Source organism: Streptomyces sp. NPDC054932, assembly GCF_053610205.1.
In genome coordinates this window covers 51,999-69,282 of record NZ_JBSGXU010000024.1, presented here as the reverse complement: position 1 = coordinate 69,282, position 17,284 = coordinate 51,999, and the positions used below count along the sequence as shown (strand labels likewise).

At 71.8% G+C, this 17,284-nt stretch carries 13 protein-coding genes; 8 read left to right on the top strand and 5 right to left on the bottom strand.

The window, feature by feature from the left end:
• Nucleotides 1-382: 382 nt before the first annotated feature.
• Nucleotides 383-1,951, top strand: coding sequence for an RNA polymerase sigma factor (locus ACWGE1_RS09955; protein ID WP_453420029.1), 1,569 nt, complete (start codon nucleotides 383-385; stop codon nucleotides 1,949-1,951).
• 137 nt (nucleotides 1,952-2,088) lie between these two features.
• Complete coding sequence (locus tag ACWGE1_RS09950; RefSeq protein ID WP_453420028.1) at nucleotides 2,089-3,015, top strand: serine protease; 927 nt, start codon at nucleotides 2,089-2,091, stop codon at nucleotides 3,013-3,015.
• 108 nt (nucleotides 3,016-3,123) lie between these two features.
• Here ACWGE1_RS09950 and ACWGE1_RS09945 read toward each other — a convergent pair whose 3' ends face one another.
• A complete protein-coding gene (locus ACWGE1_RS09945; RefSeq protein ID WP_030016583.1) occupies nucleotides 3,124-3,357 on the bottom strand; it encodes a DUF7455 domain-containing protein in 234 nt (77 codons plus the stop codon).
• Between the two features lie 449 nt (nucleotides 3,358-3,806).
• On the opposite strand from ACWGE1_RS09945, the gene ACWGE1_RS09940 reads away from it, so the two are divergent.
• The 3 genes from ACWGE1_RS09940 to ACWGE1_RS09930 all read left to right on the top strand — a co-directional run bounded on the left by ACWGE1_RS09940 (nucleotide 3,807) and on the right by ACWGE1_RS09930 (nucleotide 8,181).
• Nucleotides 3,807-5,927, top strand: a complete 2,121-nt coding sequence (locus ACWGE1_RS09940) for a DNA gyrase/topoisomerase IV subunit B (RefSeq protein WP_453420027.1) — start codon at nucleotides 3,807-3,809, stop codon at nucleotides 5,925-5,927.
• A gap of 176 nt (nucleotides 5,928-6,103) precedes the next feature.
• Complete coding sequence (locus tag ACWGE1_RS09935) at nucleotides 6,104-6,592, top strand: DUF485 domain-containing protein (RefSeq protein ID WP_453420026.1); 489 nt, start codon at nucleotides 6,104-6,106, stop codon at nucleotides 6,590-6,592.
• Nucleotides 6,589-8,181, top strand: a complete 1,593-nt coding sequence (locus ACWGE1_RS09930; protein ID WP_453420025.1) for a solute symporter family protein — start codon at nucleotides 6,589-6,591, stop codon at nucleotides 8,179-8,181. Before ACWGE1_RS09935 ends, ACWGE1_RS09930 begins: the two co-directional genes overlap by 4 nt.
• A 6-nt stretch (nucleotides 8,182-8,187) precedes the next feature.
• On the opposite strand, the gene ACWGE1_RS09925 is transcribed toward ACWGE1_RS09930, so the two are convergent.
• Nucleotides 8,188-8,892 (bottom strand): response regulator, encoded by a 705-nt coding sequence (locus ACWGE1_RS09925; protein ID WP_453420024.1) that lies wholly within the window; start codon nucleotides 8,890-8,892, stop codon nucleotides 8,188-8,190.
• The gene (locus ACWGE1_RS09920; protein WP_453420023.1) at nucleotides 8,889-10,505 is read right to left on the bottom strand and encodes an ATP-binding protein; all 1,617 of its coding nucleotides are present in this window, start codon (nucleotides 10,503-10,505) and stop codon (nucleotides 8,889-8,891) included. The genes ACWGE1_RS09925 and ACWGE1_RS09920 overlap by 4 nt, the downstream gene beginning before the upstream one ends.
• A 193-nt stretch (nucleotides 10,506-10,698) precedes the next feature.
• Between ACWGE1_RS09920 and ACWGE1_RS09915 the strand changes: the two genes are divergently transcribed.
• A complete protein-coding gene (locus tag ACWGE1_RS09915) occupies nucleotides 10,699-11,202 on the top strand; it encodes a hypothetical protein (protein ID WP_453420022.1) in 504 nt (167 codons plus the stop codon).
• Between the two features lie 187 nt (nucleotides 11,203-11,389).
• Here the strand turns inward: ACWGE1_RS09915 and ACWGE1_RS09910 are convergent, their stop codons facing one another.
• Nucleotides 11,390-12,637, bottom strand: a complete 1,248-nt coding sequence (locus ACWGE1_RS09910; protein ID WP_453420021.1) for a citrate/2-methylcitrate synthase — start codon at nucleotides 12,635-12,637, stop codon at nucleotides 11,390-11,392.
• A gap of 65 nt (nucleotides 12,638-12,702) precedes the next feature.
• On the opposite strand from ACWGE1_RS09910, the gene ACWGE1_RS09905 reads away from it, so the two are divergent.
• Nucleotides 12,703-13,869 carry a citrate synthase gene (locus ACWGE1_RS09905; protein ID WP_453420020.1) on the top strand — a complete coding sequence of 389 codons (1,167 nt, stop codon included), beginning with the start codon at nucleotides 12,703-12,705 and terminating at the stop codon, nucleotides 13,867-13,869.
• Between the two features lie 24 nt (nucleotides 13,870-13,893).
• Nucleotides 13,894-14,985, top strand: coding sequence for a CobW family GTP-binding protein (locus ACWGE1_RS09900; protein ID WP_453420019.1), 1,092 nt, complete (start codon nucleotides 13,894-13,896; stop codon nucleotides 14,983-14,985).
• Nucleotides 14,986-15,204: 219 nt separating this feature from the next.
• Here ACWGE1_RS09900 and ACWGE1_RS09895 read toward each other — a convergent pair whose 3' ends face one another.
• The gene (locus ACWGE1_RS09895) at nucleotides 15,205-17,274 is read right to left on the bottom strand and encodes a restriction endonuclease (protein ID WP_453420018.1); all 2,070 of its coding nucleotides are present in this window, start codon (nucleotides 17,272-17,274) and stop codon (nucleotides 15,205-15,207) included.
• Nucleotides 17,275-17,284: the final 10 nt, after the last annotated feature.

Genomic DNA, 17,284 nt, shown 5'->3' with positions numbered 1-17,284 from the left:
GTTTTTTGTTTTTTTTCGTCGGGGGGTGGGCGGGGGGGCGGGGCCGGGGGGGGGCCGCCCACACCGGCGTGAGGCCCTCTTCCGACCCACTTCCGAGGCGATTTCGCCCCGGCGGAACGCCGCGTACGGCCACGCGACCGGCACGGGTGCGTACGGGGTGTGACTCGGGCCACGAATATTGGGCGTAACGCTCTGCGAGGTCACGCGATGACTTAAGAGGTGATGGCCGACGGAGGGAAGACAGCAGCCCTTGGGGATGCTGTGCAGCTCCCCGGCCCCTGCCCGCGCCGCCGGCCCATCCCCGGTCGGTGGTCGTCGGCTCCGGTCCAGCACCACCAGGCCCGGGGTCGGAAGCCGTTCCCATCGTTCCGAGAGGTTGTTCGTGTCGGCCAGCACATCCCGTACGCTCCCGCCGGAGATCGCCGATTCCGAGTCTGTGATGGCGCTCATCGAGCGGGGCAAGGCCGAGGGGCAGATCGCCGGCGATGACGTGCGTCGGGCCTTCGAGGCTGACCAGATTCCTGCGACCCAGTGGAAGAATGTTCTGCGCAGCCTCAACCAGATCCTCGAGGAAGAGGGTGTGACGCTGATGGTCAGTGCCGCGGAGTCGCCCAAGCGCACCACCCGCAAGAGCGTCGCAGCCAAGAGCCCGGCAAAGCGGACGGCCACCGAGCCCGTCAAGAAGACGGCGGCCAGGACGACGGCAGCGCAGCCCGCGGCCACCCCCGTCCCGGCGGACGCGGAGATCGCGGAAGCTCTCGCGGGAGAGCCCGGAACGGAGCCCGCCGCCAAGAAGACGGCGGCGAAGAAGACGGCGGCCAAGAAGGCCGCGCCCGCCAGGAAGACCGCCGCCAAGAAGACCGCAGCGAAGAAGACCGCCTCCAAGAAGGATGCGGACGAGGGCGAGGACGAGACCCCGGACGAGGGTCCCGACGCCGCCAAGGCCGAGGCCGAGGAAGAGGAGGAGGGCGGGGAGAACAAGGGCTTCGTCATCTCCGACGACGAGGACGACGCCCCCGCCCAGCAGGTCGTGGTCGCCGGAGCCACGGCCGACCCCGTCAAGGACTACCTCAAGCAGATCGGCAAGGTCCCCCTCCTCAACGCCGAGCAGGAGGTGGAGCTCGCCAAGCGCATCGAGGCGGGTCTCTTCGCCGAGGACAAGCTCGCGAACTCCGACAAGCTGGCGCCCAAGCTCAAGCGCGAGCTGGAGATCATCGCCGAGGACGGCCGCCGCGCCAAGAACCACCTGCTGGAGGCCAACCTCCGCCTCGTGGTCTCCCTGGCCAAGCGCTACACGGGCCGCGGCATGCTCTTCCTGGACCTGATCCAGGAGGGCAACCTGGGTCTGATCCGTGCGGTCGAGAAGTTCGACTACACCAAGGGCTACAAGTTCTCGACCTATGCCACGTGGTGGATCCGCCAGGCGATCACGCGCGCCATGGCCGACCAGGCGCGCACCATCCGCATCCCGGTGCACATGGTCGAGGTCATCAACAAGCTCGCCCGCGTCCAGCGGCAGATGCTCCAGGACCTGGGCCGTGAGCCCACCCCGGAGGAGCTGGCCAAGGAACTCGACATGACCCCCGAGAAGGTCATCGAGGTCCAGAAGTACGGCCGCGAGCCGATCTCCCTGCACACGCCGCTGGGCGAGGACGGTGACAGCGAGTTCGGCGACCTGATCGAGGACTCCGAGGCGGTCGTCCCGGCCGATGCCGTGAGCTTCACGCTGCTGCAGGAGCAGCTGCACTCGGTGCTCGACACCCTGAGCGAGCGCGAGGCCGGCGTGGTCTCGATGCGCTTCGGCCTCACGGACGGCCAGCCCAAGACGCTCGACGAGATCGGCAAGGTCTACGGGGTCACGCGTGAGCGGATCCGCCAGATCGAGTCGAAGACGATGTCCAAGCTCCGGCACCCGTCCCGCTCCCAGGTGCTGCGCGACTACCTGGACTGACCGGGCTTCCTCCGACGGCGTCCGGCTCCGTCGGAGGACGACGGAGCCGACAGGACGACGGTGGCCGCGCGGGTGCGCTCGGCCACCGGGCATCCCACTCTGGGTGGAGTCATGCACACTCGGAGTCAGGAGGCCTCATGCGTCGTCCCTTTGCCCGTGCTCTGGCGGGCGCGCTGACCCTGGCGGCGGGAGCGGCCGCGGCGCCGTTCGCCCAGGTGCCGCAGGCGGCCGCGGACAGCGTGGTGATCGGCGGGAAGCCGGTGAAGGTGGCCGACAGTCCCTGGGTCGTCGCCCTCGCCAGCCGTGACCGGTTCGGGGGTACGCGGGGCGGTCAGTTCTGCGGAGGTGTCGTCGTGGCCCCCACCAGGGTGCTGACGGCGGCGCACTGCCTGGGCAGCCAGGTGCTGGGCGGCCCGGTCGAATCCGTGGCCGACTTCCGGGTGATCGCGGGGCGTACGGAGCTCCGGGCGGCCGACGGCCGGGAGATCGCGGTGCGCGGGGCGCGGGTGAACCCGGCCTACGACCCGGCGAGCAATGCCGGGGACCTCGCCGTACTGGAGCTGGCCGAGTCCGTCCCGGCGCACCACGTGCTGCCCATGGCGGAGGCCGGTCATCCCGCCTACGGGGCGGGCACCGAGGCGGCCGTGTACGGCTGGGGCGACACGAGCGGCTTTGGTGACTACGCGTACGCCCTGCGTGCCGCGGGCGTGACGGTGCTGGCGGACGAGGTCTGCGAGCGCGCCTACCCCGGGGACGCGGACGGGCAGTACCGCGCGGAGTCCATGGTGTGCGCCGGGGACAGTGGCGGCGGCAAGGATGCCTGTCAGGGCGACAGCGGAGGGCCGCTGGTGGCGCAGGGGCGGCTCATCGGGCTGGTCTCGTGGGGCCGTGGCTGCGGACGCGCCGACAGTCCCGGGGTCTACACGCGCATCGCCCCCTTGGTCGACTTCGTGCTGACCCCGGAGACGGCCGCGCAGCCGGGGGAGGTCCCGGGCATCCGGGGGGACGCCCGCGGGGCCTCCGGGCCGTACGCAGGGCCCGTACGGGGGCATCGCACGCCCTAGCGCAGGGCTGCGGATGTGAGGACGGGCGGCACCCCTGGGTCTCAGGGGTGCCGCCCGTCGACCGGCCTAGCCGGTCCTGGCTCGTCGGATGCGAGGTATAGGCCTGTGTCAGCGGTCCTCGGGTTCGGCATTGGCAGCCGGAGCGGACGTGAGCCGCTCGGTCTCATCCTGTATTTCCGCGGCGATCTTCTTGAGTTCCGGCTCGAACTTGCGACCGTGGTGGGCGCAGAAGAGCAGTTCACCGCCGCTCAGCAGGACGACGCGCAGATATGCCTGGGCGCCGCAACGGTCGCATCGGTCAGCGGCCGTCAGCGGGGTCGCGGGTGTCAGAACAGTAGTCACGTCGCCTCTTCTCTAGCTCGACGAGCTGTCGTACCAGGGTCAACATCCAACCAGGCCGAAAACGTTCCCGCTCGCGGCTTTTCCTCGAAACTTCCTTCCGAAGCTGGCCGGCTGTTGCCGGTTGGCGGCGAAGGAGCCGTATTGCGTTGCTTTACGGTTTCGCGTTGTCAGTCGTGCGCTTGTTGCAGTTCCATCCTCCCCCGGCGTGAGTGCCAGGTTGTTCATGAGGACGTGCCCGAACCCTAAATGGTTCATGCGCGGAAGGGAACGTGATGTTTCCTTCACCCGCGCGGGGGATCGAACATCCGTGCGGATCTGGACTAGGCTGAGGAACGCGCGAGGGTGGCGTTGCATCGGCTCTACCTGGCCTCGGTACCCTTCGAGCGGCACCCGAGCCACCCCTGCGCCCCACCGGGCCAGATAAAGAAATTCAGCGAGGAGCGAACTGCGTGACCGCCGACACGTCCGTGCCTTCCAGCGCGCTGCTGTCCGGAGCAGACCGGGACGGTTCCAACTACACCGCGCGGCACCTGCTCGTCCTCGAAGGGCTGGAGGCCGTCCGCAAGCGCCCCGGCATGTACATCGGCTCGACCGACAGTCGAGGCCTCATGCACTGTCTCTGGGAGATCATCGACAATTCCGTCGATGAGGCCCTGGGCGGCTACTGCGACCACATCGAGGTCATCCTCCACGAGGACGCCTCCGTCGAGGTCCGGGACAACGGCCGCGGCATCCCCGTGGACGTCGAGCCCAAGACCGGCCTGTCCGGCATCGAGGTCGTCATGACCAAGTTGCACGCCGGCGGCAAGTTCGGCGGTGGCTCGTACGCGGCCTCCGGCGGCCTGCACGGCGTCGGCGCCTCCGTGGTCAACGCCCTCTCCGCCCGGCTGGACGTCGAGGTCGACCGCAACAGCGCGACCCACGCGATCAGCTTCCGCCGCGGCGTTCCGGGCATGTTCACCGAGCAGGGCCCCGACAGCCCCTTCGACCCCGCCAACGGCCTCCGCAAGGTCAAGCGGGTCGCCAAGGGCAGGACCGGCACCCGGGTCCGCTACTGGGCCGACCGCCAGATCTTCCTCAAGGACGCCCGGCTCAATCTGGAAACGCTCTACCAGCGCGCCCGCCAGACCGCCTTCCTGGTCCCCGGCCTGACCCTGGTCGTCCGCGACGAGCGCGGCATCGACGGCGCCGGCAAGACCGAGGAGACCTTCCGCTTCGACGGCGGCATCAGCGAATTCTGCGAGTACCTCGCCCAGGACAAGGCCGTCTGCGACGTCCTGCGCCTGAGCGGCACGGGAACCTTCAAGGAGACCGTCCCGGTCCTCGACGACCGCGGCCACATGACCCCCACCGAGGTCACCCGCGAGCTCGGCGTCGACATCGCCCTGCGCTGGGGCACGGGGTACGAGACCAACGTCAAGTCCTTCGTGAACATCATCGCCACCCCCAAGGGCGGCACCCACGTCTCCGGCTTCGAGCGCTCGGTCGCCAAGACCGTGAACGAGGTGCTGCGCTCGGCCAAGCTGCTGCGCGTCGCCGAGGACGACGTGGTCAAGGACGACGCGATGGAGGGCATGACGGCCGTCGTCACCGTCCGGCTCGCCGAGCCGCAGTTCGAGGGCCAGACCAAGGAGGTGCTCGGTACCTCCGCCGCCACCCGGATCGTCGCCGCCGTGGTCGCCAAGGAGCTCAAGGCCTTCCTGACCTCCGCCAAGCGCGACGACAAGCAGCAGGCCCGCGCCGTGATGGAGAAGATCGTCGCGGCCGCCAGGACCCGGATCGCGGCCCGTCAGCACAAGGAGGCGCAGCGTCGCAAGACCGCGCTGGAGACCTCCTCGCTCCCCGCCAAGCTGGCCGACTGCCGCAGCGACGACGTGGAGCGCAGCGAGCTCTTCATCGTCGAGGGGGACTCCGCCCTCGGCACCGCGAAGCTCGCCCGCAACTCGGAATTCCAGGCGCTCCTGCCCATCCGCGGCAAGATCCTCAACGTCCAGAAGTCCTCGATCTCGGACATGCTCAAGAACGCCGAGTGCGGGGCGATCATCCAGGTCATAGGAGCCGGCTCGGGCCGGACCTTCGACATCGACGCCGCCCGGTACGGCAAGATCGTGCTGCTCGTCGACGCCGACGTCGACGGCGCGCACATCCGCTGCCTGCTGCTCACGCTCTTCCAGCGGTACATGCGGCCGATGGTCGAGGCCGGCCGGGTCTTCGCGGCCGTACCGCCGCTGCACCGGATCGAGCTGGTCCAGCCGAAGAAGGGCCAGGACAAGTACGTCTACACGTACTCGGACAACGAGCTGCGCCAGACCCTGTTGGAGTACCAGCGCAAGAACATCCGCTACAAGGACTCGATCCAGCGCTACAAGGGCCTCGGCGAGATGGACGCGGACCAGCTGGCGGAGACCACCATGGACCCCCGCCACCGCACCCTGCGCCGGATCAACATCGGCGACCTGGACTCGGCCGAGCAGGTCTTCGACCTGCTCATGGGCAATGAGGTCGCCCCCCGCAAGGAGTTCATCACGAGCTCCGCGGCGACCCTGGACCGCTCGCGCATCGACGCCTGATCCGGGTACTGCCGGAGCTCCGGCGACGACCGGCACCGAAGGCGCCACGGCATACCGGTGCTCTTCACTCCATCACCTGATGGAGTGAAGAGCACCGGTACACCAGTCCAGAAAGCGCCCATTCCGCACATCCTTGTGGGCACGCGGCCAATGCGGCAGCGGACAAGGAGAGTTCGGTGGACAAGCACGAAGGTCGTGATACCGGAACGATCCGGCTGGACGACCCCTGGTACGACGCGCTGGCCGTCGGGTGGGGCGAGGGTGAGGAAACGTCCCAGCCGGCCCCGGTCCCCGGCGGTGGACGCCCTGCACCCGGCGCATCCGACATCTACCTCGAAGTGCAGCGCAGTGCCGCCTTCCAGGAGGTCCGCACCCGCTACCGCAGGTTCGTCGTCCCCGCCACCGCCGGGTTCTTCCTCTGGTACGTCGCCTACGTGGTCGCCGCCACCGCAGCCCCCGGCCTGATGGCCCGGCCCGTGGTGGGCGCGGTCAACGTGGCCATGCTGGCCGGGCTCGGCCAGTTCCTCAGCACCTTCCTGCTGACCTGGGCGTACGCCCGGCACGCACGGCTGCGCCGGGACCGGGCCGCGCTCGACCTGCGCTGGACCGTCTTCGAGCAGGAGCGCGGCCAGGAGCGGACCCGGGCGAGGAGGGCCGGCCGGTGACCACCGAGCACCAGACCCTCGCGCTGATCCTGTTCAGCCTCTTCATCGCGGTGACCCTCGGCATCACCACCTGGGTCAGCCGGAACCGGCACGGCTCGGCCGAGGAGTTCTACGCCGGCGGCCGGTTGTTCTCGCCGATGGAGAACGGTTTCGCCATCGCGGGCGACTACATGTCCGCCGCCTCCTTCCTCGGCATCTCAGGGCTGATCGCGCTCTTCGGATACGACGGACTGCTCTACTCAGTGGGCTTCCTCGTGGCCTGGCTGGTGGTGCTGTTCCTCGTCGCCGAACTGGTGCGCAACTGCGGGCGCTTCACCCTCGCCGACGTGGTCGCCGCCCGGATGAGCGAGCGTCCGGTACGGATCGCGGCCGGTACCTCGTCGGTCGTCGTCTCGGTGCTCTACCTCATCGCGCAGATGGTCGGCGCGGGCAGTCTGGTCGGCCTGCTGCTCGGCAGTTCGGGCGCCGTCGCCCGGACTCTGACCGTGGTGGGGGTGGGGGCGCTGATGGTGGTCTACGTGTCCTTCGGCGGAATGCGGGCCACCACCTGGATCCAGATCGTGAAGGCCGTGCTGCTGATGGGCGGGGCGATCACCCTGACGGTGCTCGTGCTGCTGCGCTTCCACGGGAACTTCGACCAGTTGCTCACGAGCGCCGCCGACCGCAGCGGGCACGGCCTCAAGTTCCTGAGCCCCGGCCTCAAGTACGGCGGGGACTGGACCGCCCGCATCGACTTCATGAGCCTCGGTCTCGCGCTGGTCCTCGGGACCGCGGGGCTGCCGCACATCCTGTCGCGGTTCTACACCGTGCCCACCGCGCGCTCGGCCCGCCGCTCGGTGGTGTGGGCGATCGCTCTGATCGGCGGCTTCTACCTGATGACCATCGTGCTCGGCTTCGGGGCGGCCGCCCTGGTGGGACCGGACGCGGTACGGGCCTCCAACGCCTCCGGGAACACGGCCGTTCCGCTGCTGGCCGCCTTCCTCGGAGGGGGCGCGGGGACCACCGGCGGCGCGGTGCTGTTCGCCTTCGTCGCGGCCATCGCCTTCGCGACCATCCTGGCGGTGGTGGCCGGCATCACCCTGGCCTCCTCGGCCTCCGTGGCACACGACCTGTACGCCTCCCTCAAGCGCCGGCACGCAAGGCAGCGCAGCGAGGTCGCGGTGGCCCGGGTCGCCGCCGTCGGCATCGGGGCGGTCGCGATCGCCCTCGGACTGCTCGCCCAGAACCTCAACGTGGCGTTCCTGGTGGGGCTGGCCTTCGCGGTGGCGGCCTCGGCCAATCTGCCGGTGCTGCTCTACTCGCTCTTCTGGCGCGGCTTCACCACGCGCGGAGCCGTCTGGTCGGTGTACGGCGGCCTCGTTCCGGCGGTGCTGCTCGTGCTGGTCTCGCCGGTGGTGTCGGGCAGCCCGGATTCGCTCTTCCCGGGGGTGGACTTCCAGTACTTCCCGCTCCAGAACCCGGGGATCGTCTCGATCCCGCTGGGCTTCCTGGCGGGCTGGCTGGGCACGGTCACCTCGGGCGAGGAACCGGACGAGGCCAAGCACGCGGAGACGGAGGTCCGCTCCCTGACCGGCGCCGGAGCGGTCTGAGCGCCGTCAGGCGGGCCCCTCCGACGGGAGCCAGGTGTAGCGGTGCTCCGGGCGGCCGGTCTCGCCGTAGCGCAGGGCGAGACTGACCCGGGCGGTGCGTTCGAGGAGCTTGACGTAGCGCTGGGCGGTCTGGCGGCTGATGCCCGCGCGGTCGGCGATCTGCTGGGTGGACAAAGGGCCTTCGGCGGAACGCAGGACCTGGCGGACGAGTTCCGCAGTGGTGGGGGAGTGGCCCTTGGGGAGCTCGTTCGCGGGTCCGGCGGCGGCGAGGGCGCCGAAGATCCGGTCCACCTCAGCCTGTTCGGCCTCGCCGCCCGTGTCCAGGGTGCGGCGCAGGGCCCCGTACGCCTCCAGTCGGGTGCGGAGCCCGGCGAAGGTGAACGGTTTGACCAGGTACTGCAGGGCGCCGAGGCGCATGGCGGCCTGCACGGTGGCGAGGTCGCGCGCGGCGGTGACCATGATCACATCGGTGCGGTGGCCGAGCTGGCGCATGCGCCGGACCAGGTCCAGGCCGTTCTCGTCGGGGAGGTAGTGGTCAAGGAGGACGAGGTCCACCGGATGCGCGGTGAGGAACTCCAGTGCCTCGGCCGCGGAATGCGCCTGCGCCGTCACCCGGAAACCGGGAACCTTCGCGACGTACGCCGCGTTGATCCGGGCAACACGCATGTCGTCGTCGACGACCAATACGTGGATGACCGAGGTCTCGTTCACCGAAGGGCCTCCGGAAGTACGACGGAGAATTCCGCCCCTCCGTCCGCTGCTTCACCGGCCCGGGCGCTGCCGCCCTGCCGCTCCGCGAGGCGGCGTACGAGGGCGAGACCCAGCCCGCGCTCGCGGTGGGCCCTGGGCTGCTTGGTCGACCAGCCCTCCGTGAAGATCTCCTCGCGGCGCGCGGCGGGGACTCCGGGGCCGCTGTCGCGCACCCGCAGCACGGCGGTACGGCCTTCGGCGCGCAGCTCCACCTCGACCAGGGGCGCCGCCGAACCGGCGGCCGCGTCCAGGGCGTTGTCCACGAGGTTGCCCAGGATCGTGACGAGGCCGCCCGGGTCCACCAGGCGGTCGGGGAGGAGGGTGGCCGCGGCCAGTCGCAGCGGGACGCCGCGCTCGGCGGCGACGGTCGACTTACCCACCAGAAGGGCGGCCAGCAGGGGGTCGTGGACCTTCTCGGCGACCTGTTCGGCCGTGGTGCGGTGCACTCCGGCGACCTCGGTCACGAACTCCACGGCCTCCTCGTGCAGGCCCAGCTCCAGCAGGCCGAGGAGGGTGTGGAGGCGGTTGGCGTGCTCGTGGTCCTGGGCGCGCAGGGCGTCGATCAGGCCCCGGGTGGAGTCGAGCTCGCGGCCCAGGTGCTCCAGCTCGGTGCGGTCGCGCAGGGTGGCGACGGCGCCGCCGTCCTCGGTGGGCATGCGGTTGGCCACCAGGACCCGCGGGCCCTGGACGGTGAGCAGGTCCCTCCCGATGACACGGCCCGACAGGACGTCCGCGGTGCGGCCCGCACCGAGTACGTCGTCCAGCGGGCGCCCCGCGAAACCGCCGGTGGCGTCCTGGGGCAGGCCCAGCAGGCGGGCCGCCTCGTCGTTGACCAGCCGGACCCGGCCGTCGGGGGCGAGGGCGATCACGCCTTCGCGGATGGAGTGCAGCATGGCCTCGCGCTCGGCGAGCAGTCCGGCGATGTCGGAGAAGGCTAGGTCGCGGGTCTGCCGCTGGATCCTGCGGGAGAGCAGATAGGCGGCGAGGGCACCGGCCGCCAGGGCGCCGCCGGCGTAGGCGAGCAGACCGGGGATCGCGCCGAGCAGCCGGTCCCGGACGCTGTCGTAGGCGATGCCGACCGAGACGGCGCCGACGATCTCTCCGTCCGCTGCCAGCAGCGGGACCTTGCCGCGGGCGGAGCGGCCCAGCGTGCCCTCGTCGATCTCCATGACCTCGCGCCCCGCCAGGGCATCGCTCGGGTCGGTCGAGACGTGCAGTCCGATCAGGTCGGGGCTCGGGTGCGAGCGGCGGATGCCGTCCAGGTCGAGCACGACCACGTACTCGGCGCCGGTGGCCCGGCGGATCCGCTCGGCCGAGGCCTGCACGGGGCCGTCGGCCGCAGGCCCGGAGCCCAGGAGCCCGGCGGCCACGGCGGGGTCGGCCGCGGCGCTCTGCGCGATGGCCAGGGCGCGCCGCATCGCCTGGTCGTCGAGCTGGGCGCTCAGGGGGGCCAGGAACAGTCCGGTCGCCAGTACGACGACTCCGGCGGCGATGGCCAGCTGGGTCAGCAGGATCTGGGAGACGGCCCGTCTGGGCAGCCCGAGGCGCCGAGCGCTCGTGAGGGGGAACCGCATGGGCAGCAACGGTAGGTCGGCCCCGGCACAAGCGGAATGCTTACGCCCGGCTTGTCGGGTTCCCCACGTCCGTCATGTCCGGGCCGTGTTCCAGGGCTCACTGCGGGTGAAGCGCGTGTCGTAGGGCTCCTGGGCGGCCGCCGGGACGGCCCGACACGGGTCGCCGCACGCCGAGGGGATGATGGTGGTCGCGATGACGACCCTGCGGGCGGGCCAGGGGCGGCTCGCGGAGCTGGTGCCGCGGCTCCGCGAGGCGTACGCGGCCTTCGGCCCGCCGGTGGGGGACCTGCTCGCGGTCGCACTGGCCGCCGCCGGACAGGAGCGGGAGGCGCGCGGGATCCTCGACCGGGCCGGACCGCTGCGGACGGACTGCTTCTTCAAGGTCTTCGCCACGCTCCGGGCGATGACCCTGGTGATGCCGGGGGAGCGGGCCGGCGCCGACGAACCGTACGCGGCGCTGCTGCCGTACCGCGACGCGCCGCCGCCTTCCTCCGGTTGCACCGTGGGGATCCGCCCGGTCGCCCGCACCCGCGGTGAACCGGCCCTGCTGCTGGGCCTGGAGGAGGAGGCCCCCGGCCACTTCGCGTGCGCCGCGGCCATCGCCGAGCAGTGGGACAGCCCACTGGGAGGGCCCCACGAGGTGGTCCGAAGCCCCGGCCGGGACCGCCGCACCAACCTCCCCGAACAACGCACCTAGGCCGTCTCTTTCGGGTCTTGTCGGTCGGGCCCGCGTCGTCCGGTGCCGTGCATCTCCCCCAGCTACCGCTGGGAGGTGCCCCCTGGGCGGAGGAGCGCCGTTGTACTGGACGTACTGCGGTGCTCCGACAACGCGGCGAGGTGCGGTGCCGGGCGGCGCGGGCCCGGCAAGATCCGAAAGAGACGGCCTAGCCCTCCGGCACGGGCATCGGCTGCGGTGGGCGGGGTCCGTGGTACTGCCCGCTCGGCCGCATCCGCAGTGGCCGCTCCTGGTACTCCTCCAGGGCGTGCGCCATCCAGCCCGCCGTGCGGGCCACCGCGAAGACCGTCTCCCCGGCCTCGGCCGGCATCCCGCACGACACCGTCAGGACGGCCAGCGCCAGGTCCACGTTGGCGTGCAGCCCGCCCTGCCGGGCCATCACCGCGGCCACCTCGCGCGCCGCTCCCAGCGCCGGACCGGCCTGCTCCAGCGCCTCCAGCCGGGCGAAGAGAGCCCGGGCCCGCGGGTCCTCACCCCGGTACAACCGGTGGCCGAGCCCCGGGACCCGCCGCCCGGCCCGCAGGTACTCCGCCACCACCGGCGCGGCCCCGCCCTGTTCCAGCACCTCCACGAGCATCCGGTGTGCCAGCCGCCCCGCCGCACCGTGCAGCGGGCCCTCCAGGGCGCCGAGCCCGGCGGACACCGCCGCGTACGGATGGGCCCGCGCCGACGCGGCCACCCGTACGGCCAGGGTCGAGGCCGCCAGGTCGTGGTCGACCAGTAGCGCCAGCGCCAGGTCCAGGGCGGCCAGCGCGTCCGGGTCCGGCTCCCGAGCCGTCAGCCTCGACCAGAGCTGCCGGGCGATCCGGCCGTCCCCGGCCCACTGCGCCGGGCCCGCCGCGGGCAGGGCGCCGACCAGCGTGGGGATCAGGGTGCGCGCGGAGCCGAGTACCGCCTCCTCGGACAGGTCGAAGCGCAGTGGATCGGCCACTGCGGCGGCGGCGACCGCCACCCGCAACCGGTCGATGGGGCCACCGTGTTCCGGCAGTGCGGCGACCGCCCGCCGGGCCGCGTCCAGAGCCTGTGGGGGAGCGGTGAACCGGGCTCGGTGCGGGACTGTGCCCGTCCAGAGCCACTCGGCGACCTCCTCGTAGCGGTACCGGGAGGCCAGTTCCACGGCGTCCACGCCGCGGAAGTAGTACCGGTCCGGCTCGATGAGCGTGAGCGCGGTGCGGACAGAGGGCTCCCCGGCGGGAGCTGCCGCCTCGCGCCGGCTCCGCCGGGCCAGAGCCTCCACCTCGGAGGCGTCGAAGCTGCTGCCCCGCCCGGCCGGATCGCGGCGGCTGGTCAGCTGGCCCCGGCTGACGTACGCGTACACCGTCGCCGGTTTCACCCCGAGTGCGCGGGCCGCCTCCTGCGTGCTGAGCCTGCGCCCGCCGTCCGTCTGGTCGCTCATGATGCATACCCTACAGATCGACAAGAGTATTGATCCAATCAACATTGACACGGATTGAATCCATCATGGATGGTCAATCCATGAACACCACCTTGGAAGTACCCCGCGGTCTCGCGGGAGTCGTGGTCACCGAAACCGGGCTGGGTGACGTCCGGGGCCGGGAGGGCTTCTACCACTACCGCCAGTACTCGGCCGTCGAGCTCGCCGCCGGCCGCAGCTTCGAGGACGTGTGGCACCTGATGTTCCGCGGCACGCTCCCGGTGGACGCCGCCGAGCGCGCCGCCTTCGCGGCCGAGATCGCACCCCTGCGCCGCCTGCCCGAAGAAGTGCGCGAGGCCCTGCCGGGCCTGGCCCGGGCCACCCGGCTCTCCGGCCCCCTGGCCGGGCTGCGCACCGCGCTCTCGCTGCTCGGTGCCTCCGCCGGCTTCCGCCCGGTCTACGACCTCGACCCCGGGCGCCGGGCCGCCGACGCGCTGGCCGCCTGCGGCGCCGTACCGACCCTGCTGACCGCCCTGCACCGGCTGGGGCAGGGCCTGGAGCCTGTGGAGCCGCGCGACGACCTCCCGTACGCCGCCAACTACCTCTACATGCTCACCGGCCGGGAACCCGACCCGGCCCGGGCCCGCGCGGTCGAGCGGTACCTGATATCCACGATCGACCACGGCTTCAACGCCTCGACGTTCACCGCGCGGGTGATCGCCTCCACCGGCGCCGATGTCGCGGCCTGCCTGACCGGGGCGATCGGCGCGCTCTCCGGTCCCCTGCACGGGGGCGCCCCCAGCCGGGCCCTGGACACCCTCGACGCCATCGGGACCGTGGACCGGATCGGGCCGTGGATCCGCGAGCGGGTCCTGGCGGGCGACCGGATCATGGGCTTCGGCCACCCCGTCTACCGCACCGAGGATCCGCGCTCACGCATGCTGCGCGAGATCGCCCTCGAGTTCGGCGGCCCCCTCGTGGACCTCGCCGTCGAGGTCGAGCGCCAGGTCGAGGAGATCCTCGCCGAACTGAAGCCGGGCCGGGAACTGCACACCAACGTGGAGTTCTACGCGGGCGTGGTCATGGAGCTGTGCGGGCTCCCGCGCGAAATGTTCACGCCCACCTTCTGCGCGGCCCGGGTGGTCGGCTGGAGCGCGAACGTCCTCGAACAGGCCGCCGATTCGAAGATCATCCGCCCGGCCGCCCGGTACACCGGCCCCACCCCGCCCCAGCCGGTGCCGCACCTGCACTGACGGAGCCTGGCTACGATCGACCGGGTGAACAGCAGGCAGCCCATTCCCGTCGTCGTCCTCGCCGGTTTCCTCGGATCCGGCAAGACCACCGTGCTGAACCACCTCCTCGCAGGTCGCGGAGGCACCCGGATCGGGGTCGTCGTCAACGACTTCGGATCGATCGAGGTCGACGCGATGTCGGTGGCCGGCCAGGTCGGGGACTCGATGGTCTCCCTCGGCGGCGGCTGCCTGTGCTGCGCCGTCGACGGCAGCGAACTCGACGCGTACCTGGAGAAGCTCTCCGCCCCGGTGCACCGCATCGACGTGATCGTCATTGAGGCGAGCGGGCTGGCCGAGCCCCAGGAGATGATCCGCATGCTCATGGCCAGCGAGAACCCCGCCATCCGCTACGGCGGCATGGTGGAGGTCGTGGACGCCGCCGAATTCGACGCGACCCGGGCCGGGCACCCGGAGACCGACCGCCACCTCGCCGTCGCCGACCTGGTGGTGCTCAACAAGACCGACCGGGTGGACACGGCCGAGCGGGCCCGGATCGAGAAGGAACTCGCCGCGCTCTGCGCCCCGGGCACCCCGGTCGTCGGCGCCGACCACGGGCGGATCGACCCGGAACTGCTCTTCGACCGCCGGCCCTGGACCGAGACCCGCGGGCAGCTCTCCTTCGAGGACCTGCTCGCGGAGGCCGACGGTCACGACCCCGACCACTGCGGCCACGCGCACGCCGCGTACGAGAGCACCGAGTTCACCTCCGAGCAGGCCCTGTCCCCGCGCCGGTTCATCGACTTCCTCGACCGGCGCCCCGCCGGGCTCTACCGGATCAAGGGCTTCGTCTACTTCGGCGTACCCGGGCACGAGGAACGCTACGAGGTCCACGCGGTCGGCCGCTTCCTCCGCTTCGCCCCGCGGCCCTGGGGGCGCGGCGAAGCGCGCCTGACCCAGCTGGTCCTGATCGGCTCCGGCACCGACGGGGCGGGTCTGCTGCGCGAGCTGGAGGCATGCCGGGAAACGGCCCCGCACGAGGCGCGCCCCGAGAGCATGTGGGGCGTCCTGCGGTACGTGGCCCGGCCCGCGGAACCCGGGACCGACGCCGCCCCCGAGCAGGTCCGGAGCGACTCCTAGGGAGTGTCCGCAAAGTAGCGTCGTCCGCCCGGAGGGCGGGCTCGGCGGGGCCTGGTGCGTGCGATTGCAAGGCGGAGGAGGGAGTCCATGCGGAGCATCGACGACCGACGACAACGCGGCAGGCGTGCGTGCCAGGCCCCGCCGAGCAGACGGGACTTTGCGGACACGACCTAAGGCCGTCTCTTTCGGATCTTGCTGGGCAGATCCGAGAGAGACGGCCTAGGCGACCTCGACGCCGTACTCGCCCAGGAGGGCCTCCAGGCCGCCGCGGTAGCCCTTGCCGCCGATCACGAAGTCCCAGTCCCCGTTGGCGCGGCGCCGGAACGAGCCGAGGACCAGGGCGGTCTCGCCGGCCCGACCGTCGGAGACGTCCAGCCGGCCGAGCTCCTCGCCCCCGGCGGACAGCAGCCGGATGTGCGCATCGGTGAACCCGGCGAGGTCGGCGTGGGGATCCACCTCCGGATCGATCGCGGCCACGAGGACCAGGCGGTCGGCGGAGGCGGGCAGCGCGTCGAAGGAGACCTCCAGGGCCGCCTTGTCGGGCTCCGCGTGCTCGCGGGACCGTACCGAACCGTCCGGGGTCCGGGTGTTGTTGAAGAAGACGAAGTGGTCCTCGCTCAGCACCCGGTTGCCCGTGCAGACGAGGGCGCACACGTCCAGGGCGACCGCACCCGACCAGGACATGCCCAGCACGTTGTGGTCCGCCGCGGGAGCGGTCGCGGGAGCCGGGTCGGGCGCCTGCCGCGCGGGCGCGGCGCCGCTGCCGAGCCTGCCGCGAAGACCGTACTGGTGGAGCAGATCGACCAGGTCCGTTCCGGGAACCAACTCCAGCGGCTTGCCGTTGGCAAAGGTGTACGACCCCGGCCCGAAGGACGCGGTGGTGACCAGCACCCCCTTGTTCGCCCCCTTGTCCTGGACCGTGCCGTACAGATCACGCACGGCCGTCGGCGGCACCGTGTTGCGGTAGCGCTTGACCTGCACCACGATCCGCCCGCCCCGGATCGGCGCCGGGTCCACCGCCTCCACGTCCACGCCACCGTCGCCCGACCGTTGCGTCGTCACCGCCTCCATGCCCATCGCCCGGAAGAGCTCCGCCACCAGGTTCTCGAAGGCGATCGGGTCCATCGCGAAGAGATCCGGGTCGTCCTCGTCCGCGTGCCCGCCGTGGCTGACGACGTCCCCGCCGACCTCGTCGGGCCGGCGCCCGGGGCGCACCGCCGTCAGCAGGTCCGGCCGCGCCGACAGCTGCCCGCCCAGCCCCGAGACCAGACAGTCCACCGCGCTGACCTGCTCCAGCCGCAGCCCGGCGAAAGCGCTGCGCGCCGCCGGCACCGTGGCGAGCACGAAGCGCGCCTCCTGCCCCGTCACCGGATCGTGGCAGTCCACGAAGCCGTTGACCACGACCGAATCCAGTACACCGAACTCGTCCGCCGCGTACAGCTCGCGCACCACCAGCAGCACGCACTGCGCCAGCAGGTCCCGGTACAGCGCCCGCCGTTCCGTGACCGGGCGGGGCTTCACCTTGTCCTGGTCCGTGCTCGGCAGGTACTGCACCGCGCGGGCCTCCGGCACCACCGCGTACCCGGGCAGCTCCCAGTCCAGCACCAGCTGGCGCGCGGCCGGGTCGTACGCGGCCGTCACCTGCCTCGGCAGTGCCTCGGGCCAGGCCCCCGAGGCGTAGAGAGCGGCCGAGAAGTACTCCACCGCCGCCTCCGCGTCGCCCGCGCGCAGGGCGTCGGCCAGCTCGGTCAGTCCGCCGTTGTGCGTCCGCATCCCGGCGAGCTGCTCCGCCGCCCACCGGTCGTACTGCTGGCGGTACGCGTCCAGTTGCTGCCGGCGCTGCGCCTCCGCCGCGTTCGCGGCCTGCCAGGCCTGGGTGTACCGGGCGTGCGCCTCCCGCTCCGCCTGCGCCCGGTGGTTCGAGCCGAGCGTCCAGCCCCGGCTCTGCTGCTGGAAGTCCTCGATGCGCGGCATCGGCACCGGGTGCGCCAGCGCACCGGGGTCGAAGGGCTGCAGCTGGTCGGGCCGGGCCAGGGCGGATATCCGGAACGCCGGTGCCCGGCAGCCCGCGGCCAACAGGCCCTTGAGGGCGTCGACCTCGGCGTCGAGCTGCGCGGTGCGCCGCAGGGCCTCCGCCTCGCGGTACTGACGGTGGCTCCGGTTCGCGTCCCGTTCGTGGGCGCGCTGCCGGCGCTCGGCCTCCCGCTGCTGGATCAGCTGGGTCTGTTGCTGCCGGCGCTGCGCCTCCGCCCAGTTCCCGATCAGTCCGCTGCCCGCTCGACGGCTCATCAGCTGCGTT

Bases quoted from the DNA above. Each gene is read 5' to 3' on its own strand.
- ACWGE1_RS09905 (WP_453420020.1), top strand. From the start codon at position 12,703: ATGGATGGTCAATCCATGAACACCACCTTGGAAGTACCCCGCGGTCTC.
- ACWGE1_RS09915 (WP_453420022.1), top strand. From the start codon at position 10,699: ATGACGACCCTGCGGGCGGGCCAGGGGCGGCTCGCGGAGCTGGTGCCG.
- ACWGE1_RS09950 (WP_453420028.1), top strand. From the start codon at position 2,089: ATGCGTCGTCCCTTTGCCCGTGCTCTGGCGGGCGCGCTGACCCTGGCG.
- ACWGE1_RS09920 (WP_453420023.1), bottom strand. From the start codon at position 10,505: ATGCGGTTCCCCCTCACGAGCGCTCGGCGCCTCGGGCTGCCCAGACGG.
- ACWGE1_RS09895 (WP_453420018.1), bottom strand. From the start codon at position 17,274: ATGAGCCGTCGAGCGGGCAGCGGACTGATCGGGAACTGGGCGGAGGCG.
- ACWGE1_RS09910 (WP_453420021.1), bottom strand. From the start codon at position 12,637: ATGAGCGACCAGACGGACGGCGGGCGCAGGCTCAGCACGCAGGAGGCG.